Source organism: Pectobacterium sp. S5 (assembly GCF_051707265.1).
GTDB lineage: Bacteria > Pseudomonadota > Gammaproteobacteria > Enterobacterales > Enterobacteriaceae > Pectobacterium > Pectobacterium polare.
The window spans coordinates 695,001-717,057 of the sequence record NZ_JAULSZ010000001.1 but is presented as its reverse complement, the minus strand read 5'-3'; the positions used below and the strand labels follow the sequence as shown (position 1 = coordinate 717,057).

Below are 22,057 nucleotides of genomic sequence, written 5' to 3'. Positions count from 1 at the left end.
GAGAATATTATGCACCTTGCCCGATTCCCCCGTTTAACACTGGGCCATTTTCCCACGCCGCTGGAGGCATTACCGAACCTGTCTGCCTATCTGGGCGGCCCGACGATTTACATCAAGCGCGACGACGCCACAGGGCTGGCGACCGGCGGCAATAAAACCCGCAAACTGGAGTTCCTGCTTGCCGATGCGCAGCAGCAGGGAGCGGATGTCATCATCACACAGGGTGCGACGCAGTCTAACCATGTGCGACAAACCATTGCGGCGGCGGCAAAACTGGGGCTGAAAACCAAAGTGCTGCTGGAAAAACGCGTTGAGGACTACGGCGAAGACTACCAGCGATCCGGTAACGTGCTGCTGGATAACCTGCTCGGCGGTGAAATTATCGATCATCTGCCCGCGGGTACGGATATGCAGCAGGCGATGGAAACCCTCGCGGAATCGCTGCGAAAAGAAGGGTTGAAGCCTTATGTCATCCCCGGCGGTGGCTCCAGTCCGGTCGGCGCGCTGGGTTATGTAGCCTGTGCGGAAGAGCTGTTATTTCAGTCCAGCCAGCAGCGTCTGCGCATCGATCATATTGTCCATGCGACGGGTAGCACGGGAACACAGGCAGGGTTGGTGACCGGGCTGACGGCAACACACAGCCAGATTCCACTGTTAGGTATTAGCGTCAGAGCGCTGAAAGCGAAGCAGGAAGAGAATGTTTATGCGTTAGCACAGCGCTCCTGGCAACTGCTGGGAATTCCGGGCGAATTGCCGCGCAGTGCTGTACAGGTGAATAGTGATTATGTCGGCAAAGGATACGGTATTCCAACCGAGGGAACGCTGGAAGCACTCAGGCTGTTGGCTCAGTTGGAAGGGATTTTGCTCGATCCGGTCTATTCCGGCAAAGGAATGGCGGGGCTGATCGATCTGATTCGTCAGGGACACTTTCGCGCGGATGAAAATATTGTCTTCATCCATACTGGCGGCTCGGCAGGGCTATTTGGCTATCGTCAACTATTCGAACAAACGGCTGCGCAATGAGTACGACGCTGATTGGCGTGTTGGGCGGGATGGGGCCGCTGGCGACGGTCGACCTGTTACATAAGATTATTGAAGAAACGCCTGCCAGTTGCGATCAGGATCATGTGCCAGTAGTTGCCTGGAACGTGCCGCAGATTCCCGACCGCCAACAGGCGCTGGCAGGCACCGGTGAATCGCCGCTGCCGACGCTACTGCACGCCATCCGGCAGCTTAATCGCTTATCGGTTAGCCATATTGTGGTGCCGTGTAATACGGCACACCACTGGTTTGATGCGTTGGCTGAGGCAAGCGATGCACCGCTGCTACACATTGCTGACGCTACGCTGCACGCGCTGACAGAGGTAGATGAGGCAAAGGTATCGCCACGTAAAATCGGGCTGATTGCGACTCACGGGACGCTAAATGCCGGATGGTATCAGCAGCGTTTTGCCGCGCAGCGAGGTGCCGAGACGGTGGTACCGAACGAACAGGAAATGGCGACGCTCTTTGTGCCGGGGTGCTATGCAGTAAAAAGGGGAGAATTACAGCACGGCGGACGTTTGCTGGATCAGTTAGCGGCGCAACTGGTGGAACGGGGAGCAGAACGTCTGGTACTGGCCTGCACGGAAGTCCCTCCGGCGCTGGAGGCTGTGTCGTCACGCTGGCGGGACATTAGTATTGATCCGACTCGCGCGCTGGCACAGGCCTGCGTTCGAATCTGGCAACAGAGATAAAAAAACCGTCCATTGCTGGACGGCTTTAGGTACAGAGAACCGAATTACAGGAAGCCGTACATCGCGGCGAACACCCACCCAAAGACGCAGGATGTGCTCACACCGATCAGGCCCGGCAGAATAAAGCTGTGGTTGATAACGAACCGGCCGATTTTGGTGGTGCCGGAACGGTCAAACTGGATAGCCGCCAGATCGCTTGGGTAGGTCGGCAGAATGTAGTAACCATAACAGGCTGGTGCAGACGCCACGATATATGCGGGATCCACCCCGATTGCCAGCGCAACGGGCACAATCGCCGCCAGCGCCGCCGCCTGCGAGTTCACGAACTTGGACACAATCAGCAGGATAATGGCGTAAGCCCAAGGGTAGACTTTCACCAGTGAACCGAGCGTGCCTTTGATCTCCTCCAGATGCGCGCCGAACATGGTTTCCGCCATCCAGGCGATACCGTATACCGCGACGATGGCAATCATCCCTGAACGGAACACTTCATTCTTCGAGATTGAAGACGGATTGGTTTTGGTCGCGATAATGATGATGGCGCCAGACAGCAGCATAAACATCTGAATGACCAGCACCATCGACAGCGGTTTACCAGCAAAGACCGGACGCAGTTCTTCAACGGCACCCAGAATCGCCACCGCCGCGATGGTTGCCAGAAAGATCCACATGGCGATCCAGTTACTGCGCGGCAGTTTTCTGTCTAGCAGCGTGGCGGTATCGCCATACACATACTGTTTGTTTTCTGGATCGGCGATGAATGTCTGAAAGTCTTCATCTTTGTCCAGATCCTTGCCGCGGAACCAGCTGAAAATCCCAATCGCCAGAATACCCAGCAGGGTAGAGGGAATAGTAATCGACAGCAGATCGAGGAAGCCCAGATGCTTACCCTGGAAGGTGAAATTAGCCAGCATGGCAACCAGCGACACCACCGCAACAGAGACCGGGCTGGCGATAATCCCCATTTGAGCGCCGATCGAACTGGCGGCCATTGGTCTTTCAGGACGGATATTATTCTTGATGGCGACATCATAAATAATCGGCAGAATGGTATACACCACGTGGCCTGTACCACAGAGGATGGTCAGAATACAGGTGACGAACGGCGCGATAATCGACACGTATTTCGGGTTACGCCGCAGCATACGCTCTGCGATTTGCAGCATTACATCCAGCCCGCCCGATGCCTGAAGCGTTGCCGATGCGGCCACCACAGCAATGATGACCAGCATAACGTCAACGGGCGGTTTACCCGGTTGTAGTTTAAAAATAAAGACCAGAATAACAAGTCCAATCCCGCCTAATAAACCCAGCGCGATCCCGCCTTTTCTTGCCCCGTAAAAAAGGCAGATCAAGACAATGACTAATTGAATGATGAAGTCCATAGTAGCCCCATTACATTGCTCAATATACCCGTCATACTTCAATCTGCTTGTGCGTTAGCTGCCTTTACTCACCTCAGTCACTTACCTGAGTAAGCTCCTGAGGATTCGCTCAGTTGCCGCCTTCACGCAACTCGAATTATTTAGGGTAATAAGATGAACTGATTAGTTAGAATTAAAATAAGTGAGTTTTTACTGCGGGTACTATATGGACGGGTTGTTATTTATTTTCTTGATCTAAATCTATTAATTTTTACCTTTGCGCTATTTACTGAAAATAAAAGATCTCGCTCGCAATAATTGCGTCTTTCTGGTTTATTTAGTTATTTAAGTGTGATTTTAATTTATTAATGGTTGGGTTGAGCGCCAGTTGGTGAGGTTGTTAATGATTGGGTGGGGATTTTTAAAAGTGATTAAATTTTCGTTCTTATTTTGTTGTGTTCAATGTTGTTCTATTTTTTATTTTCGTTAATGATTGCCATAAAAAATCCTACCTTAATGTCACTTTGGATACCTCCAATGAGGTACTTTTGCATATTGTGTTGTTTTTAAATGATTACTTTAAAAATGATAAAATGAATCCCTTTTAAATTACTAAGTCAACATCAGGCCACTATTGAATTGTCGAGAAATAAAAGTGGCTGCTGCGACATCGCTGTTCACATCAGGAATATAGCTGACTGGCTTTCTGCTATTTTTACATTGAATGCGAAGAGGGAGACTCTTTATAGTGTTATTGGTTATTAATATGGTTTTTTTATAAATATTTTAGAATATCTGGATTCGGCTTATTTTCCTTCCTAAGCTGAACGTGGCCGAATACCAGCCACATTCGCTTTATCTCTATATCTCTATATCGCTTTCCGAACTTATGCTGCTAGGTATGCACGAAATAGGTCGCTAACTGCCGCAGCGTCTGCTCGTCCAGTGTACCGGCGTAGTAACGCAGCTGTAGCCAAGCCGTCAGCCAAGTATAACGCGCTTCGGTCAGATCGCGTCGTGCGCCATAGAGCTGCTGTTCGGCATTCAGCACGTCAAGGTTCACGCGTTCTCCGCCCTGAACGCTCTTCTGTGTAGCGGTGACCAGCGCCAGCGCCGACTTTTCCGTCAACTCATAGGCACGGATTTTCGCCTGACTGCTGGTGACCAGATTAAACTGACGACGCAGTTCCGTCTGGATTGTCGCCGTCTGTTCGTCCTTTTCCCGCGCGGTTTGCTGATAGCGCTCTTTTGCCTGACGCGTTGCGGCAGAGACGCCGCCGCCGGCAAAAATCGGTACGCTGACGCGGATACCAATCGACCGCGTATCGTATTTCTGGTTGTAGCTGTTTTCGGTATCTGACTGCGTATTGCGCGTGCTGGCAACCAGCGTAACCTGCGGCAGGTGACCCGCGCGGTTACGCTCAATACCGTATTTCGCCACGGCCAGCGACTGGTTTAGCGCTAATAGCTGTGCGTTGTGGCGCAGCGCCAGCGATTGCCAGTGCTGATAGCCTGCAGGCTGGAGCGGCTGCGGCGTGAAGTGCGGCGTTAGTGCCGCAAGCTGATCCACGCCAACGGGCATCCCCAACAGCGTTTCCAGTTCACTCAGGCTGATATCCAGATTGTCCTGCGCTTCGATGAGCTGTGCCTCGGTCAGATTGACGCGCGCTTCGGTTTCCAGCATATCGGTGCGGGTGCCTTCCCCCTGCTGGAAGAGGCGTTGATTCAACTGATATTGCTCGCGATAAGCGCGCTGCTGTGCCTGAACCAGCGCAATCTGCTCGCGGCTAAATAGCACGTTGGTATAAGCCTGAAACAGACGTACCAATAGCTGCTGGCTGGCATCGCGCAGCTGTTCGTCGGCCAGCACGGCGCTGGCTTCACCCTGTTGATAGCGCGACCACGCCGCGTAGTCGATTAGAGGCTGTTGCAGAGAAAAGCTGGACGCACGGCTGGTGTAATCCCGCTCCGACTGTTGCCCACCCGCCGTCACCGTCGAATCGTTACGGGACTGGCTGTAGTCATAGGTGACTTTTGGCAGCAGCCCAGCGCGCCCGATGTTCTTCTCTTCGCTGTCTGCATTACGTGCATGCACGGCGGCCTGAAAGGCTGGGTCGTGCGTCAGCGCCTGCTGCCAGGCTTCCATTAATCCCAATGCCTGACTCGGTGCGCTGTAGAGCAGCGTGAGAACAAGCGGGACGGCATAACGGGAGCGGATCGCCGCGCGATAAACGGATGAAAGGCGCAGCATGATTACTCCTCGGTCAGCGCCAGATGCAGGCGGTCGGAAAGCGGTTTGAACAGGTAGTTGAGCAGGGAGCGCTCACCGGTACGAATAAAGGCTTGAACCGGCATGCCGGGACGCACGTCCAGCCCGGCGAGCTGCTGCTTACCCTGTTCATCGACGTGGATACGCAGTGCGTAATAGGGTTTTCCGGTCTGCTGCTCGACGAGCTGGTCGGCACCGATCAGCGCGACAACGCCGGAAATACGCGGCGTGGTGCTTTGGTTGAAGGCAGAAAACAGCAGCTCGACCGGCAGCCCGTTGCTGACTCTGTCCACCAGTTCGATTGGCAGCTGTGCGTCAATCAATAACGGTTGCCCCTCGGGAACAATCTCCATCAACATCTGCCCGCTATTCACCACGCCGCCTTCGGTGTGCAGCGCCAGCCCGACCACCGTGCCGCTGGCAGGAGCGCGAATGTGCGTGTGCTGAAGTTCATACTCCGCCGTTTTCAGCCGCTGGGTGAGATCCTGAATGGAACGCTGGGTATCGGCGAGCTGGGCGCGTACCTCTTTCTGGTATTCGTTCTGGCGCTGCTGAATCTTTTGCTCCAGCTCGACAACCTGTTGCTGGAGCTGCACCTGATTATTCCGCTCCTGCGCGATCGCGCCAGCCAGTTGGGCGGCTTGCCGCTCGACGTCCAGCAGACGGTTACGGGCGATATAGCCTTCCTGCGCCAGCGGGCGCAGCCCGCTCAGCTGCTCGCTGATAATCTGGAATTGCGTTTGGCTGCTGGCCAGCAGCGCCTGTGAACCCTGCGACTGCGCCTTTGCCCCGATGATGGCGGCCTGTATCGCGGCGCGTTCCTGTTGCAGGGCAGCACGACGGCTGATGAAGAGCTGCTGTTGGGCAATCTGAATTTGTTGCGTGACGGTGCTGTGTTGCTCGGTGGGGGCAGGGAAGGCGATCGTATTCAGATCGTCGCGTTCCGCCAGTAGACGCGCTTCGCCTGCGTGCGCTTCCTGAAGCTGCGTAACGAGATTGTCGCGCTGTGCCTGAGCGGGCGTTTGATCCAGCGTGGCAAGGACTTGCCCAGCCTGCACATGGTCACCGTCCCGCACGGTGAGCGAGGCGATGCGTCCGCTACTGACGGGCTGCACCGCTTTGCGGTTATCTGCGACGATGACCCGACCGGATACGCCGACCCCTTTATCCAACGGTGCCATGCCGGCCCACAGCAGCAGGCCTCCAAAGCCGATAAGCACCAGCCAGAGACCGTACTTCAAATAGCGTCCAGCGTCGGTGTGTAACGGCATCGCCGCGACGTTATCCGCTACCGGATGGAGGGGAGTTGTCGGCTGTGATGTGACTTTGCGTAACGCGGACATGGTTATCCTCTTCTTTCCATGATGCTGTTCTGACGGCAGGCGTGCGTTATCAATGCGCTGAGCCTCATTTATCCGGTGCGGCGCGGCGCGGCGTTGGCGCGCTGTACACCATACTCAGCCCGGATGAACCGGGTTCTTTTGGAGTAAAGGCATTTGCGGCGTCGGCTGTTTTAACCGGCGCGGGTTTGGCGCTGGCGGGGTTCGTCATCGGTTTGGTCATAGAAGCATTCGCGGGCTTAGCGCGCTGTAGTTCTTTTAACACCTGCTCGGTTGCGCCGAAATACTGGATCTGTCCGGCGCGCAGGACTAACAGTTTGTTGGCACAGGACAGCAGAGCAGGCTTATGCGTGATCAGTATCTGCGTACTTTGGGCTTCCTGCTGGGCGGCAATCGCGGCCAATAAGGCTTTTTCGCCGTCGTCATCCAGACTGGCATTCGGTTCATCCATCACAATCAGGCGCGGCTGGTTGTAAATGGCTCTGGCAAGGGCGACACGCTGCTTTTGACCGCCGGACAGCCCGGCACCACCTTCACCGAGTGGCGTATCGTAGCCCTGCGGCAGCCGCAGAATCATCTCGTGAACGCCTGCCGTGATGGCAGCGGCAACGATCTTTTCTGCATCCGGCTGAGTGAAACGAGCGATGTTTTCGGCAATCGTCCCGCTGAAAAGCTGGACATCCTGCGGCAGATAGCCGACGAAGCGGCCTAAATCACCTTTGTCCCACTGGTGCATGTCTGCGCCGTCCAGCCTGACTTTGCCACCAAGAGCGGGCATGGCGGCAACCAGCAGGCGGGCGAGGGTGGATTTACCGGAGCCCGATGGGCCTAAAACGCCGAGCACATCGCCGGGCGCCAGTTCAAACGTGATATTGGCGAGTATGGGCGTGCGCGTGTTGGGTGCGTTGGCGCTGAGCTGTTCCACCTGAAGTTTACCCTCGGGGGCGGGCAACGCCATGCCAGCAGGGCGCGCCGGATGGTTGTCGAGCAAGATATTGACACGCTGCCAGGCGAGACGCGCCTGCATCCACTGTTTCCAGACGCCAATGATCTGATCGATTGGGCTGAGTACGCGGCTCACCAAAATGGAGCCGGCAATCATCATGCCGGGCGTGATATCGCCGTTAACAGCCAGCAACGCGCCCAGCCCCAGCATCAGCGACTGGAGCGCCAGTCGGGTGCTTTTCGTCAGCGAGGTAATGTTGGCGCTTTTTTCGCTGGCAACGTTCTGATAATAGAGAAACGCGTTATGCTGCGTCAGCCAGCGTTCACGCATGGCGGGCAGCATCCCCATCGCTTCAATGGCATCAGCGTTACGCAGGTTGGAGTTAGCCTGCTGCGTTGCCTGAACGGTGTTTTGTGCGGCTAAGGCCAAGGGTTCGCGCGTGAGTTTTTGATTCAGCCAGGCTAGCACAATCAGTATGATCGCCCCCGCCAGCGCCATCACGCCCAGCCAGGGATGAAGTAAGAAGATCACCAGAAGATAAACCGGAAACCACGGCGCATCAAAGAAGGCGAATAGCGCATTCCCGGTGGCGAACTGGCGCAGGGCGGTCAGATCGTTTAAGGCTTGTCCGGCTCCTGCCGTGCCGTTCTTGAGATTGCTTTCAAACGCGGCATTGTAGATACGCTGATTCAGTCGCATATCCATCTGCGTACCGAGGCGGATCACCACGGCGCTGCGTATCCATTCCAGTAATCCCATCAGTAAAAACAGACCCAGCATAATGATCGTCAGCATCGCCAGCGTCATGGTGCTGCTGGAAGGCAGTACGCGGTCATAAACCTGGAGCATATAAATCGCCGGTGCCAGCATCAGCAGGTTGATGACGGCGCTGAACAGGCCAATTCCCCAAAATCCCTGACGGTAGGCGGCCAGCGCGTCAATAATCTCCCGGCCTGATGACGCCGGATGGGATGCGGACATGGGATGTTCCTTCTTCAATGAAGTCGCCATCGTTCCATCGTGGTGTACCCACAAGGTGGAAGAGGGGGAAAAGCGGTTAGCCGTACCGCTATTGACGCGGTTTGCCAACGGTTATTACACTCACTAGACCGTCGCGGTTCAGATGTTCTCTCCGTACCGCGACGGTGTTCACTCAAACGGCTAAAAGCGTCATCTTTTAGCCGTTTTCTTATGCCGCCAGCAGATCGGCCGTTTCTGCGACGCCAACGACGTCAACCACGGTATCAGCAGAAAGCGCAGCATCGGCGGTCGCCGTGGCGAAGCTCAGGCTATCCAGGCTCGCATTAATATCGATACCCGCATTGCTCAGCGCAGTCAGCAGTGGCTGAACCTGTCCGCTCATCAGGCCATAAATCACGTCATGTACCACGCCGCGATCGTCAACATTCTGGTTGGCAACGTCCGTGGAGAGACCCAGCCCGCTGAAGGTCACTTCTGGCTCAGCAAGAGAGTACGTGGTGCCTGCGGTGGTGCCGCCTTGCAGAACGTTCCCGAAGGACAGAGTGTCCAGATCGCCGTACAGCGTGTGGGCAGGAGGGGTGAAGAGGCTATAGTTCAGATCGCCGCCTGCAATAAGTGCAGAAAAGTCGTTCTGCGCACTCGTGATCGCATACTGAGTACCGTCTATAAAGGTGTCGCCGCCGTAAAAGCCCCCGGTATTATTGCCACCGACTTGTGTATTACCCGCGGTATGATTAACGTCGCCAAATGCTGCAGACCATTCAGTCAGGTAGCTGGCAATGCTGTAATTGGCATAGTAGGCATCGTAGGTAATTGCAAAACTCATGATAGATTCCTCATTAACTAGCGATCTACAGGCACGGTTATCCGTGTCTGTCGTGAAAGAGGATGAGCCATCCCATCCCCTTTGTTTTCCTGTCTCCCGCGTGGAGAAACAGAGAAATTAGAATCGGTACTCCACGCCAGCCTGCACCGTTCTTCCCCGGCTTGGCGTGTAACCCAGTGATTCGCCATAGCTCACGATGTAAGTACGGTTAGCGATATTCTCGACGGAACCACGTACCGTCAGGCTGTCAGTCAGACGATAGCTGGCGTACAGATCGTAAACTTCATACTTGGGCCAGTCGGCTAAATAGGCGGAGTTGGCTGGCGCGGCAGCGTCCTGATAGCCGGGAGCAAAACGCATCGTGACGCCCATATCCAGCTTGCGGTCGAAGACGCGCGTCCCCAGCGTGACGGAACCACGGTCGCCCGGCAGATAGGCGGCGTTGCTGAGTAACAGCGTTTTTTGGCAAGTGAAATCACTGGCCGTGGTATCGACAGGTGTGGAGTAGTAGTTTCTTCTGGTGCCGCCGACGGTCGTGACGCCACCCATCCAGGCCATTGGCGCACAGAAATCGTTATTGCCGATCATGTGGGTGTAGGTGGCATCGACATACAGAAAGCCCGCGTCGTAATTAAGCTGGTATTCCATACCGCGGAAGCGGCTCTTCGCCAGATTGTTCTGGAACACAGAGTTGCTGAGGGAATCGCCGTTATAGCCGGGTTTGGTGCGGGCACCGTTCAGGCTGATGTAGTTATTTATCTTGGTGTCGAAATAGGACACCTTGGTGACCAGCCTGTCGCCGTCGACGAGCAGGTCGGGCTGCTGAATATTGAATCCGATCTCCCAGGCACGGGAACGCTCCGGCTTGAGATTGGGGTTCGGATACAGGTAATAATTGCCCGCGCTGTAGCTGCCGTTAGCAAAGGTTTCGCTGACTGACGGCGGACGCCAGGATAGACCATAGCTGGTGTACAGCTGTAGCCATTCAACGCCGGGGCGGACACCAGCAAACAGCGTGGGGGATAGTTTGCCGTGCTCGTCATCGACATTCCAATCCTGCGTGGTAGTCACGAACGGCGAGCAGAGCGCGATCGACCGTTCAGTGCAGGGGTCCGTAACGGTATAGGGGATTTCCCGATAGCTGATGCTGGTGGTGCCGCGTAACCGGTAGCGATCGTAACGCAGGCCACCTTGAAGCGTTACCCACTCGTCGTACGCGTAATTCAGATTCGCGAACAGGCTGGCCATCGCACGGTTCCCTTCCGGGGTCGCGTTACTGGCTGTGTTATTGCTGCTGTCTGTGGTGATCTTGTCGTAATAGAAGTCCAGCCCGTAATCGGCTTTCAGATCGTGCGCGCCTTGCTGCCACAGCGTCGAGGTATTCTGCGCTTGCGCTCCGTAGGTGCGCAGTCGCGTGCTCTCGTGATAGGCGCTGTTATTAGAGGTAGCGTAGTTGTCGGTGTCGTTATTGGTATCGGCGTAATAAATCTTGGCCTTAAAATCCAGCCAGCGCTGGTTGTCCGGTTTCAGGCTGTAATCCAGCGCGGTACTGCGCGCCATAATTTCGCTGTGCCCGCTAGCCTTCCAACCCAGTTCGGTATTGGAAAGGTTGGACAACGTCCCGGCATTTTCAGAAGAGGTTTGCGTTTGCATATAGCTGAGCTGGAAGCGCTGATTAGCTGGCAGATTCCAGCCGACTTTCGCCAGCCGCGAGCGCATGGTGTAAGCTGCGTTGGCCACTTTTTGATGCTTTAAGTTATTGGCCCATTCTTCGTAATTATTTGAATTGCCGGGGATACGGATATTACCGAGGTTGCCATCATTACCCGGCCAGTAGTCGCCCAAATGACGCTCGCTGGCACCGACCAGAATGTCGCCAGTTTCGTTACCCAACGCGAGCACGCCGCTGCCGATAAAATGCGTTCCGTTGTCGCCCGTGCTGGCGTGCAGTTTTCCGCCCAGCTCTTTACCCGGAGCGAGAAAGTCTTGAGCGCTGACGGTGTTAAATGTAGCGACGCCGCCCAACGTACCCGCGCTGCCCATCACGTTTGTCGCGCCTTTTTCAATCGTTGCGCCGGAGAGCAGCTCCGAATCGATATACATCTGTCCGTTGCGCTGGCCGTAGCCGGTTTTTTGAAAATTCTGCCGCACACCGTCGATGTTCATATTCACGCGACCGAAATCCTGTATGCCGCGAATGTTGACCGACAGCGACGGGTCCTGCTGGCTGACGCTGGAGTAAACGCCAGCGGATTGCTCCAGCAGATCGGCGGCATGGCGGGAAGGGCGGTTATCCATCTGCTCGCGTGAAATAACGCTGATCGCGCGCGGCTGTTCGTAGATCCAGTCGCCGGGATTGGCGACGGTAAATGCGCGAACTGTCATCACGTCGTCTATTTTTGCCGTATCGACATTGACTGAACGAGGGCGCAGGGTAATGACGCCATTGCTGCCAATCTGGAAATCAACCGGATTAGTGCCGATTAGCCTGCGCAGCCCTTGTTCTGGCGTGAAGCGCCCTTGAAGCGCAACGACCTGCATATTTTCCAGTTTGACGTCGGCAAAAAAGACCTGTAACCCCGCCTGTTCGGCGAAACGCAGCAACGCGCTGCTCAACGGCTGCGCGCCGATGGAAAAGGCGGCGCTTTGACGAGCCGCCTCCTGAACGCTGGTGGCCTGCGTTTCTGCTTGCGCATAGTGGAGCGAGCCAGACAACGACAGTGCGATGCCGACGGCAAGAGAAAGTGGACTACGTTGTAACAAGCGGTTGTTTTGCTGTTGTGTTCTTTTAAACATTTTTCGCCTGGTCTGCCATCTGTTAAATCACCAATAAGCATTAATAAACAAAGGGATAATTAGTCCTATTTTTCTTAATGAAAATGATAATAAAAATCATTACCTAAATATGAAGACGGCTGAGATGACAGAACCCGTAAAAAAATATTTAAATTTTTTTCTCCGGCGCGTTGCGGCCTTGTGAATGTAAAGGGAATTTATGTGCGATTACCACGCCTAAGCGGCGTGGCAGGAGTGGGGAAGACTGGAGGGGAAAGGATTAGTACAGAACCGTGATGCCGGGGAGTGAAACCGTTTTGGCACCCAGTTCGGTGGCAATGGTTTGCAGCGCGCCATCCAGTTCGTTCAGCGAAAAAATGCCGCTAACCTGACGTTGGCGCAGTGCTGATGTAGGGATAACGATCGTCCCCGATCGATACTGATTGATACGTGCGATCACGATAGCCAGCGGTTGTTGATCGAAGATCAGCAGGCCGCGTCGCCAGTCGCCGCGCTCGCGGCTATTCCAGCCGGGGAGGCGAGTCATCCCTTGTTCGGTATAACGTGCCGCCTGTTGCTCATCAAGCCGCAGCGTTTGCCCGTTTGCCGTTACCTGAACGCTGTGTTCCACCACGCCGACGGTCGTGGTCTGTGGTGAATTCTGCACGATGAACTGCGTACCCAGCGCCTGTGTGGTGCCCGATGCGGCATCAACCAGGAAAGGGCGTTTTTCCTGTGTAGTTGTCGGTGCGACAGTGAACCAGGCGGAACCTTGCAGCAGCGTGACGCGCCGTTCTTGCGGCGTGTAGGCGAGTGAAATGGCGCTGCCCGCATCCATATCGACTTCACTGCCGTCCGGCAACGTAACGTGTTTGACCTGATGCGCTGCATGATAATCCGAGCGCAGCATGAGTATGCCGTCAGAAATCCACGTCGCACCGAGACTGAAACCCAGTAGCAGCAAGGCGGCGATTTTCCACTGTGTTGCGCGATTAACACGCCTGATGAGAAAGGTTGCTGGCGGCCGTGGTTGCAGCACCTGTTTTTGCTCGGCGCTGAGTGAGCCGAGCCCGTGCCAGAGCCTCCCTGCCTGTTCCAACGCGTGACAATGGCGCGGATCCTGTGCCAGCCAGTGTTGGAATGTCAGTTCCTGTTCATCGTCCAGCGGCGCTTCGGCCAAACGGATGGCCCATCGTGCTGCCTGCTGTTGGATTTCAGGGGGATAATCGTTCATGTTGTAGGCCTGGAGTGTGTAGGGTCTCTAAATACGTAGACGTCTGGCGGCAATAAACCCGTAAATAATTTGTGATTATTTCACGATGGGCGACGCGTTTCACGAGGCGCGGATCGTCATCATTGCACTCAGCGTCATGGCAAGATGCTTCTCAACAGTGCTGAGGGAAATCTCCAACTGCTGAGCAATTTGCGCCTGCGTCATGTGCTCAAACCGGTGCAGATGAAATATCAGCTGCGTGCGTTCAGGCAGCGTCGCCAGTACGTTTGCCAGACGTTCCAGCTCCTGCTGGGCGATGGCCGTTTGATCGAGCTGGGGTGCGGCATCCGGCAGGTATTCCAGCGTCGTCTCCACGTCGTCAACGGACGTCGCCATCTGCCAGCGCTGCTGGTGGCGCACATGATCAAGCAGCAAATTATTTGCTGTTTTATAGAGATACGCCTTCTTGTCGTCTACATCATCTTGCTGTTCCAGCCGTTGCGCCAACCGTAAAAAACTCTCTTGCACCAGATCTGCCGCTGCCTGAGGGTCGCGCAGTTTATGATTGAGATAGCGTTCCAACCGTTCTGCATAGTGGTTGAACAGCATTCTGAGTTCAGACTCTGACATGCCAACGTCCCGTCAGGTGACCTTCCCGCCGACTCTGCGGCAACAGAACCCCTTTCCCTTGCCACGGCGCTCTCCATAGCGATCCTGTCCGTTGATGTCGACGGGGTAAGGCCCTGAATAATAAATTTAATGTAATTGATAATTATTATCACATATGACGAACCGGAAAGCAGAGTTAAATCTTCTTCAGATTGGCGGATTCTCGCCATCGACTACACTTATCTTTGCTGGCTTATTATTTAATCAGGAGATACAGAGATGACTACGAAGGACTCAGAGCAGGATCCTAAAGCCGTGACGGTCAGCGAAGGGCTGGCAAAGGTGCATGAGGCATCAGAGCAGTTGACGGAAGAAGAGATTGAAGCGCTGGCGGAAGAAGCCAGACAGGCTGCCACGCAGACGCAGAAAGGGTCGGGCAACGCGCCCTAGTGTAATGGCGCTGACCGCAGAACGGAGCGACAGGTAGCGCAACGTGGCAGGTTTTTTGCACAGACATTTTGCAGATAGTGATGAAAAACAAGATGGTTTTCTCTCTGTAAGGAAAATGTATGCACGATAAATTACTCATAGAAGGCAAGCTGGTCGCGGGGAAAGGCGAGGCGTTAGCGGTATTTAATCCTGCCACAGGAGAGCAAATTGCCGCCATTGCGCAGGCCGATCTGCACCAGGTTGATGCAGCCGTTCTGGCCGCGGAGTCCGCTTTTGCACACTGGGGCCAGACCACGCCGAAAACGCGCGCGACGCTGCTGCTACAGATTGCCGATGCCATCGAGGAAAACGCTGAGACGTTTGCCGAGCTTGAATCGCTGAACTGCGGTAAGCCCTACCATGCGGCGCTGAATGATGAAGTGCCTGCGGTCGCTGATGTGTTTCGCTTTTTTGCCGGCGCGGCACGCTGCCTGAGCGGTTCGGCGGCGGGAGAGTATCTTGAAGGGCACACCTCAATGATCCGGCGCGATCCGGTTGGCGTGGTGGCGTCCATCGCACCGTGGAATTACCCGCTGATGATGGCGTCGTGGAAGCTGGCACCGGCGCTGGCGGCGGGAAACTGCGTGGTGCTGAAGCCGGCGGAGCAAACCCCACTGACCACATTCTATCTGGCACACCTGCTGGCCGAGATACTGCCTGCTGGCGTGGTGAATATTGTGTTCGGGCGTGGGGCGGATATCGGCGATGCGCTGACGGGACATGAGAAAGTGAACATGGTGTCGTTGACTGGTTCGATTGCGACTGGCGCGCATATTCTGTCGCATACCGCCGCGAGCGTAAAACGGACGCATATGGAGCTGGGTGGCAAAGCACCGGTGATTGTCTTCGACGATGCTGATATCGATCAGGTGGTTGATGGGATCCGCAGTTTCGGTTTTTACAATGCGGGGCAGGATTGTACCGCTGCCTGTCGGCTGTATGTCCAACGTGCGATTTACGATGAGGTCGTAGACGCATTAGGAAAAGCGGTGGCGACGCTGAAAATGGGCGATCCACACGATGAAACCACCGAACTGGGGCCATTGATTACCGAGCCGCAGCTGGAGCGCGTGATTGGCTTTGTCGAACGCGCCAAAGCGTTACCGCACATTACGGTGGTGACCGGTGGTGAGCGGGTAAAAGGGCAGGGATTCTACTTCCAGCCTACGGTGCTGGCGGGGGCAAAACAGGAAGACGAAATCGTCCAGAAAGAGGTGTTTGGGCCGGTTATCTCCATCACGCCATTTGACGATGAGGCGCAGGTGATTGGCTGGGCGAATGCCTCGCATTACGGGCTGGCCTCGTCGGTCTGGACGCGCGATATCGGGCGGGCACACCGTCTGGCCGCATGCCTTCAATACGGTTGTACCTGGGTGAACACCCACTTCATGCTGGTGAGTGAAATGCCACACGGCGGGCAGAAGCTATCCGGCTACGGCAAGGATATGTCGATGTACGGTCTGGAGGATTACACCATCGTGCGCCATATCATGATCCGGCACTGAGGATCTTCTGCCTGCTTGGGGATTCTGTTTGTCCTGCACGAGAAGCAGGTAATGACATAGCGCGTTTGTCCAGCCCCGGCGTGCCCCAAAAAAGGGCACGCTGGGCAAAAGCAGGGCATCACACGTTACTTTGATTTTCTTCATACTGGCATTTGCCATTCTTGTTGGTTATTAATTTCATCTCTTCGTATTTAGTTCAAATTACCTGCTGAATTTTTGGATTAGATCGCGTTTTTGTATTTTATTCTGATTTGGGGCGGGCGACTGGCGTGTTATGTGCATTAATTAAAGTGGCATCGCGTGATGTCCGTTTTCAAGGAGCGCATTTTGTCCAGATCAAACGCCCACCTTAACCCGCTAGAGTGTACTCAGCAGGCGCTGCATTGGATTCATAGTGACACGCTATCCCACGATGACATGACGGCACTGAATCGAGAAGTTTTGAGTTGTTTTCGTGAATACGTCAACCCAGGTTTTCTGGAGTACCGAAAATCTGTCACCACCGGCGGCGATTACGGCGCAGTCGAATGGCGCGCCAGCGGCCCGAATACGCTGATTGATACCCAAGGGAATGAATATCTGGACTGCCTCGGCGGTTACGGCATTTTTAACGTTGGGCATCGTAACCCTAACGTCATTGCTGCCGTTGAGCGCCAGCTCGCCAGACAACCGCTGCACAGTCAGGAACTGCTCGACCCGCTGCGGGGATTACTGGCAAAAACGCTGGCGGCGCTGACGCCGGGCGATCTGAAATACAGTTTCTTCTGCAATAGCGGAACGGAATCGGTTGAGGCGGCTTTAAAGCTGGCGAAGGCCTACCAGTCACCGCGCGGTAAATATACCTTTATCGCCGCGACAGGCGCTTTCCACGGGAAATCGCTGGGCGCACTTTCCGCCACCGCCAAACCCGCATTTCGTCGTCCTTTCATGCCGCTGTTACCCGGCTTCCATCATGTTGCTTTTGGTGACATCAGCGCCATGCGCAAGCAGGTTGAGCAGTGCCAGAAGACCGGCGATGACGTGGCTGCCATCATCCTTGAACCTATTCAGGGAGAAGGCGGCGTGATTGTGCCACCGGAAAATTACTTGCCTGCGGTCAGAGCGTTATGCGATGAGGTTGGGGCATTGCTGATTCTGGATGAGGTGCAAACCGGCATGGGCCGCACGGGCAAGATGTTCGCCTGTGAGCATTATGGCGTGCAGCCTGACATTCTGTGTCTGGCGAAGGCGCTGGGCGGCGGCGTGATGCCGATTGGCGCAACGGTGGCAACGGAAGAGGTATTTTCCGTGCTGTTTGAAAACCCGTTCCTGCATACCACCACGTTTGGCGGCAATCCGCTGGCCTGTGCGGCGGCGTTGGCGACGGTCAATGAATTGCTGACGAAGAATCTGCCGGAACAGGCGACCATACAGGGGGAATATTTATTGCAGGGCTTACGGCAACTGGCGGCCGAGTATCCTCAATTGATTATCGAAGCGCGAGGAATGGGGCTGTTACAGGCTATCGAGTTCAGGAAAAACGAGATCGGCTATGCCTTCGCGAAAGAGCTGTTTCAACGTAATGTTCTGGTTGCGGGCACCTTGAATAATGCCAAATCGGTCAGGATTGAGCCACCGCTTACCATCACGCGCGAGCAATGTGCCCGAGTGTTGAAAGAAGCGAAGGAAGTGCTCAAGAAACTCAATGGCACCATGCCTGACGAAAATAAAATGAAGGAATATGCGGTAGAGTGAAAAACGAGACGGAAACACGCAGCACCCTATTAGGTTCACTCTGAAAGCCAGTCAGCCCTTATTGACTGGCTTTTTTTATCCGGTTCCCGACACGATTTTTCGACATGGCTCAATGGCCTTTACGGGCGATCAGCACATTCAGCGGAGCCATGGGAAATGCCTGATGGCGACGAGTTTCGACAGAGCTAAAGCCGGCAGCCAGTAGCCACTGCGTCAGTTGACCCTCTCGTGTGACGTGGCGTCCACTCATTTGCATCGGCAGATAGAACGGCAGAACCGGTGCGGCATCCTCCGGCGCTTCGGCAATCTCCGCCTGTGCCAGAACCAGCGTGCCCTCCGGTGCCAGCGTATCGTGGAGCGTGGTCAGCATGGTGGGGATGTCCTCGACAAAATGCAGGAAAGAGGAACTCCAGATCAGATCGTATTTCTCGCTGGGCAATGCGCCGCTTTGCGCCGACAGACGTGCAGATAATCCGGCAGCATCGATATTGCGTTGTGCCACGGCGGCGGTTTGCGGCAGATCATACACCGTGCCGGAGATCTGAGCGTGACGCAGCGCCAGCGTAATCGCCACCCAGCCGGGGCCGCCGCCCAGATCGAGAACGTGTCTGATTTGCGAGAAATCCGGCAGGCTGGCGATTAACTGCTCGGCACGGTCGGCCGTTATTGCCCGCTGCTCCTGTGCGATCTGCTGTTCCGCAGCGTTGGCCCACGCCGCATCGCGTGGCAACTCGCTCAACTGCGTCAGCAGCGGCTGACACATACCGCCACCGAGTCCCTGACCAAACTGGCGCAGGCTGGTGAGGCGAAAACGCCAGGCGTCGCCCAGAAAACGTGAACTGCTGCGACAGAGCACGGCGGCGCAGGCCGGAGCGGTGCGATAGCCTTCGTGATGGCGCGTTAATAGCTGCATGCTCCACAGCAGTTCAAGCAGAAACCCGGTTTTCTCCGGTTGCCAGCCCAGCGCTTCCGCCAGCTGTTGCGGTGTGGTGGCCTCTTCTAGCCTGTCGAAAATCTGCTGTTCCAGCGCCAGATATAAGGCGTCCGCCTTCACGCTGCTGGCGGCAAGCTGCCATAACGTCTCTAATGGATTCATAAGTGGTTTTTCCCATTGATGGTCAGTCGATAGGGAATATGCTATCTATAAATGAGAATCGTTATTATGTTCATTGCTATGCGAGACGGCGTTTTTCATATGCGAAACGGCGGGGGGAAGATGGCGCAAAAACAGCAGCAGGTGCGAGAAGGGTTATCATCGGGCGATCGGTGCCGGATGAGTGAGGTGAATCGCACTGATTCGCGTCGAATACTGCCGGACGGCATTGGCGAATGCTGGTCGGATTTCAGCTGTATTGATACCGATCTGTCGCTGGCTCGTTCGCAATATCGCCCGCGTCGTGCCTTGGTGGAGGAAACGCAGAACCCGCACTCGCAGCCGATGCTGGTTATGACGTTTGCGCTGACAGGGGAGTCTGTTTATTACGATTGCGGCGGTTCATCGATCTGGTTTCGCCAGCAGCATGTCACGATTACGACGTTTGGTGCCAGCGTGGGCGAGCGTCATTATCAGGCGCAGCAGCAGGTCGATCAGCTACGGCTGCTGATGGGGAAAACGGCGGCGACGCGCTATTTTGGCGCGGACGGTGCGGAGCAGTTGTTCAACGATGCTGGGGTACAGCAGCGCGCATTTACGCCCGTCTCTGCGGCCAGTCAGGTTCACGTCAATGCGCTGTGTGCTGACGCCGATCCGCTAAATCGCCATATCCATGCCTTAAGCCTGCTGGCGCAGTATCGTCACGTCCTGCAACCGGAAGAAAGACGCGGCGGTATTCACCCACAGGAACGGCAGCAATTGGAGCAGGTATGTTGCTGGATGCGTGAGCATTTGGCCGAACCGCTGACGCTGGCCTGCATTGCGGCTCAGGCTGGAATGGGGAAATCCAGACTTAAACTCGGGTTTCATCGCTGTTTTACGACCACGCCGGGTCAGATGCTATTGCGGATGCGGATGGAACGAGCGCATCAGCTACTGGAACAGGGATTTCAGGTGGCGCAGACTGCCTGGCAAGTTGGCTATCGACACCCTGCTAATTTCAGTCTGGCATTTACACGCTATTTTAAACGCAACCCGAAAATGATTACTTCGCGTAAGTAAAAATACCCTACTGACATTAATGTGATGATTTTGTCATAACTATTTACCATTATTTTCCTTTGATTATATTCCCGTGCGTTATTTCGGCATGCGGTTCCTGAATCCGAGCTTTTGTCCAAATTCTTCTATACTTCATCCAGCAGTATCAACGTGTAATGAATATTGCGACCAATAAGTTGTTCATTTTTCAGCGCGCAGTCGGGTGGTTCCCTGTGCATGAAAGTGAGCGTTGTATTTTTAATAAATGGTCGCTTTTTAAGCAAAGGAAAAAAGGATGAGATTAAAAAAGAAAAAAATCGAACCGATGAAGATTCAGGACATTACCATTATTGATAATGCCAGACTCAAAAAAGCCATTACCGCTGCCGCATTGGGTAATGCGATGGAATGGTTTGATTTTGGCGTATATGGCTTTGTGGCGTATGCGCTCGGACAGGTCTTTTTCCCCGGTGCCGATCCCGGTGTACAAATGATTGCCGCGCTGGCAACGTTCTCGGTTCCCTTTTTGGTTCGGCCACTTGGCGGGATATTCTTTGGTGCGATGGGAGATAAATTTGGTCGCCAGAAAGTCCTGTCGATCACCATTATTATCATGTCGGTGAGTACATTCTGTATCGGCTTGATTCCGTCCTATGAATCGATTGGTATTTGGGCACCGATATTACTGCTGTTGGCGAAACTGGCGCAGGGATTCTCCGTCGGGGGAGAATATACCGGCGCGGCGATTTTCGTTGCCGAATATTCCCCGGACAGACGACGCGGCTTTTTAGGGAGCTGGCTGGATTTCGGCTCTATTGCCGGGTTCGTAATGGGGGCAGGCGTCGTGGTGTTAATTTCTTCCATCGTGGGAGAAGAGAGTTTTCTGGAATGGGGATGGCGTATTCCGTTCTTTATTGCTGCACCGCTCGGATTAATCGGGATTTATTTGCGCCATGCGCTGGAGGAAACGCCGACATTCCAACAGCACGTTGACAAGATTGATAAAGAATCAAAAGACAGCATCCAATCTCCACCGAAGATTTCTCTGCGTGAAATTGTGACTAAGCAATGGAGAGGTCTGCTGGTGTGTATTGGGATGGTGATTACCACCAATGTCACCTATTACATGCTGTTGACCTATATGCCGAGCTACCTTTCACACAGCCTGAATTACTCGGAAGATCATGGGGTGATGATTATTATCGCCGTCATGATCGGGATGCTGTTTGTGCAGCCGGTTATGGGGCTGATGAGCGACCGCTATGGGCGCAAGCCGTTTATTATTTGCGGCAGTATTGGGCTGCTGCTGCTGTCGGTGCCCAGCTTCATCTTGATTAACAGCGATGTGATTGGGCTAATTTTCTGCGGATTACTGATGCTGGCCGTACTGCTGAACTCTTTCACTGGCGTGATGGCTTCAACGCTTCCAGCTCTGTTCCCCACGCACATTCGTTATAGCGCACTGGCGACGTCATTTAACGTTTCCGTGCTGATTGCGGGTTTTACGCCAACGGCGGCGGCGTGGCTGGTGGAGTCTACCGGTAACTTGTATATGCCGGCGTACTACCTGATGGTGATTGGGCTGATCGGCTTGATTACCGGGATGTCGATGCGTGAAACCGCTAACCAGCCGCTGAAAGGCGCAACGCCCGCGGCATCGGATCGGACGGAAGCCAAAGAGCTGTTGCAGGAACAGTACGACAATATTGAGCAGAAAATAGAAGAGATTGATGAGCAAATTGCCGAACTGGAGAAGAAAAGAAAACGGCTGACCGAACAGCATCCTGAGATTAATTAGTCTCAGCTTCCTGTGTTAGAAAAGCGCCACGAATGTGGCGCTTTTGCTATGCCGCCGACAACCTAGCGACCAATGAGCCGCAGCTGGGTGCAAAATGGGCAACCACAGCCGTTAACGGAGGTCGCATCGCACTGGCCGGGGTGAATGGTTTCCAGCCCCATTGGCGTAAAGCCAGAAAAGGTGCGCTTAGCCTCGTCGATATTGCGCAATCCAGTCTCAGTAGACTGAGCTATTTTGGCCTGAAACGCCGAGGCTTGTGTCGCGACGAGGGAAAGAAACAGAACTGACAGACCTTTTTTCATCGGGCTTATCCGCTATGGAGTTTGTTTTGTTATAAC

At 54.6% G+C, this 22,057-nt stretch carries 18 protein-coding genes; 8 read left to right on the top strand and 10 right to left on the bottom strand.

Annotated elements, in window-relative coordinates:
• Positions 1-9 precede the first annotated feature (9 nt).
• The gene (locus QWJ20_RS03285; RefSeq protein WP_433991841.1) at positions 10-1,023 is read left to right on the top strand and encodes a D-cysteine desulfhydrase; all 1,014 of its coding nucleotides are present in this window, start codon (positions 10-12) and stop codon (positions 1,021-1,023) included.
• Entirely contained in the window at positions 1,020-1,736 is a 717-nt protein-coding gene (locus QWJ20_RS03280) for an aspartate/glutamate racemase family protein (protein ID WP_433991840.1), read from the top strand. Before QWJ20_RS03285 ends, QWJ20_RS03280 begins: the two co-directional genes overlap by 4 nt.
• A gap of 44 nt (positions 1,737-1,780) precedes the next feature.
• On the opposite strand, the gene QWJ20_RS03275 is transcribed toward QWJ20_RS03280, so the two are convergent.
• The 4 genes from QWJ20_RS03275 to QWJ20_RS03260 all read right to left on the bottom strand — a co-directional run bounded on the left by QWJ20_RS03275 (position 1,781) and on the right by QWJ20_RS03260 (position 8,636).
• Positions 1,781-3,121 carry an anaerobic C4-dicarboxylate transporter gene (locus tag QWJ20_RS03275; RefSeq protein WP_039516117.1) on the bottom strand — a complete coding sequence of 447 codons (1,341 nt, stop codon included), beginning with the start codon at positions 3,119-3,121 and terminating at the stop codon, positions 1,781-1,783.
• 874 nt (positions 3,122-3,995) lie between these two features.
• Entirely contained in the window at positions 3,996-5,351 is a 1,356-nt protein-coding gene (locus QWJ20_RS03270; protein WP_433991839.1) for a TolC family outer membrane protein, read from the bottom strand.
• A gap of 2 nt (positions 5,352-5,353) precedes the next feature.
• Positions 5,354-6,712, bottom strand: coding sequence for an HlyD family type I secretion periplasmic adaptor subunit (locus QWJ20_RS03265; protein ID WP_433991838.1), 1,359 nt, complete (start codon positions 6,710-6,712; stop codon positions 5,354-5,356).
• A gap of 64 nt (positions 6,713-6,776) precedes the next feature.
• Positions 6,777-8,636, bottom strand: a complete 1,860-nt coding sequence (locus QWJ20_RS03260) for a type I secretion system permease/ATPase (protein ID WP_433991837.1) — start codon at positions 8,634-8,636, stop codon at positions 6,777-6,779.
• On the opposite strand from QWJ20_RS03260, the gene QWJ20_RS03255 reads away from it, so the two are divergent.
• On the top strand, positions 8,635-8,763 hold the full coding sequence (locus tag QWJ20_RS03255; RefSeq protein WP_433991836.1) for a hypothetical protein: 129 nt from the start codon (positions 8,635-8,637) through the stop codon (positions 8,761-8,763). The genes QWJ20_RS03260 and QWJ20_RS03255 overlap by 2 nt on opposite strands.
• A gap of 81 nt (positions 8,764-8,844) precedes the next feature.
• Here QWJ20_RS03255 and QWJ20_RS03250 read toward each other — a convergent pair whose 3' ends face one another.
• The 4 genes from QWJ20_RS03250 to QWJ20_RS03235 all read right to left on the bottom strand — a co-directional run bounded on the left by QWJ20_RS03250 (position 8,845) and on the right by QWJ20_RS03235 (position 14,080).
• Positions 8,845-9,462, bottom strand: a complete 618-nt coding sequence (locus tag QWJ20_RS03250; protein ID WP_095699018.1) for a heme acquisition protein HasA — start codon at positions 9,460-9,462, stop codon at positions 8,845-8,847.
• Between the two features lie 117 nt (positions 9,463-9,579).
• Positions 9,580-12,258 (bottom strand): TonB-dependent hemoglobin/transferrin/lactoferrin family receptor, encoded by a 2,679-nt coding sequence (locus QWJ20_RS03245; protein ID WP_433991835.1) that lies wholly within the window; start codon positions 12,256-12,258, stop codon positions 9,580-9,582.
• A gap of 259 nt (positions 12,259-12,517) precedes the next feature.
• Positions 12,518-13,471, bottom strand: coding sequence for a FecR family protein (locus tag QWJ20_RS03240; protein ID WP_433991834.1), 954 nt, complete (start codon positions 13,469-13,471; stop codon positions 12,518-12,520).
• A gap of 99 nt (positions 13,472-13,570) precedes the next feature.
• Positions 13,571-14,080, bottom strand: a complete 510-nt coding sequence (locus QWJ20_RS03235) for an RNA polymerase sigma factor (protein WP_095699021.1) — start codon at positions 14,078-14,080, stop codon at positions 13,571-13,573.
• A 258-nt stretch (positions 14,081-14,338) separates the two neighbouring features.
• On the opposite strand from QWJ20_RS03235, the gene QWJ20_RS03230 reads away from it, so the two are divergent.
• From QWJ20_RS03230 to ygjG, 3 genes are all read left to right on the top strand, one after another.
• Entirely contained in the window at positions 14,339-14,509 is a 171-nt protein-coding gene (locus QWJ20_RS03230; protein WP_174877523.1) for a hypothetical protein, read from the top strand.
• Positions 14,510-14,628: 119 nt separating this feature from the next.
• Positions 14,629-16,053, top strand: a complete 1,425-nt coding sequence (gene patD, locus QWJ20_RS03225) for an aminobutyraldehyde dehydrogenase (protein ID WP_433991833.1) — start codon at positions 14,629-14,631, stop codon at positions 16,051-16,053.
• Positions 16,054-16,380: 327 nt separating this feature from the next.
• Entirely contained in the window at positions 16,381-17,787 is a 1,407-nt protein-coding gene (gene ygjG, locus QWJ20_RS03220; RefSeq protein WP_433991832.1) for a putrescine aminotransferase, read from the top strand.
• 109 nt (positions 17,788-17,896) lie between these two features.
• Here the strand turns inward: ygjG and QWJ20_RS03215 are convergent, their stop codons facing one another.
• Positions 17,897-18,883 (bottom strand): methyltransferase domain-containing protein, encoded by a 987-nt coding sequence (locus QWJ20_RS03215; protein ID WP_433991831.1) that lies wholly within the window; start codon positions 18,881-18,883, stop codon positions 17,897-17,899.
• A gap of 66 nt (positions 18,884-18,949) precedes the next feature.
• Between QWJ20_RS03215 and QWJ20_RS03210 the strand changes: the two genes are divergently transcribed.
• Both QWJ20_RS03210 and proP read left to right on the top strand, forming a co-directional pair.
• On the top strand, positions 18,950-19,942 hold the full coding sequence (locus QWJ20_RS03210) for a helix-turn-helix domain-containing protein (protein WP_433991830.1): 993 nt from the start codon (positions 18,950-18,952) through the stop codon (positions 19,940-19,942).
• A gap of 274 nt (positions 19,943-20,216) precedes the next feature.
• Positions 20,217-21,719 (top strand): glycine betaine/L-proline transporter ProP, encoded by a 1,503-nt coding sequence (gene proP / locus QWJ20_RS03205; protein WP_095699026.1) that lies wholly within the window; start codon positions 20,217-20,219, stop codon positions 21,717-21,719.
• Positions 21,720-21,781: 62 nt separating this feature from the next.
• Here the strand turns inward: proP and QWJ20_RS03200 are convergent, their stop codons facing one another.
• Positions 21,782-22,021 (bottom strand): hypothetical protein, encoded by a 240-nt coding sequence (locus QWJ20_RS03200; protein WP_127157699.1) that lies wholly within the window; start codon positions 22,019-22,021, stop codon positions 21,782-21,784.
• Positions 22,022-22,057: the final 36 nt, after the last annotated feature.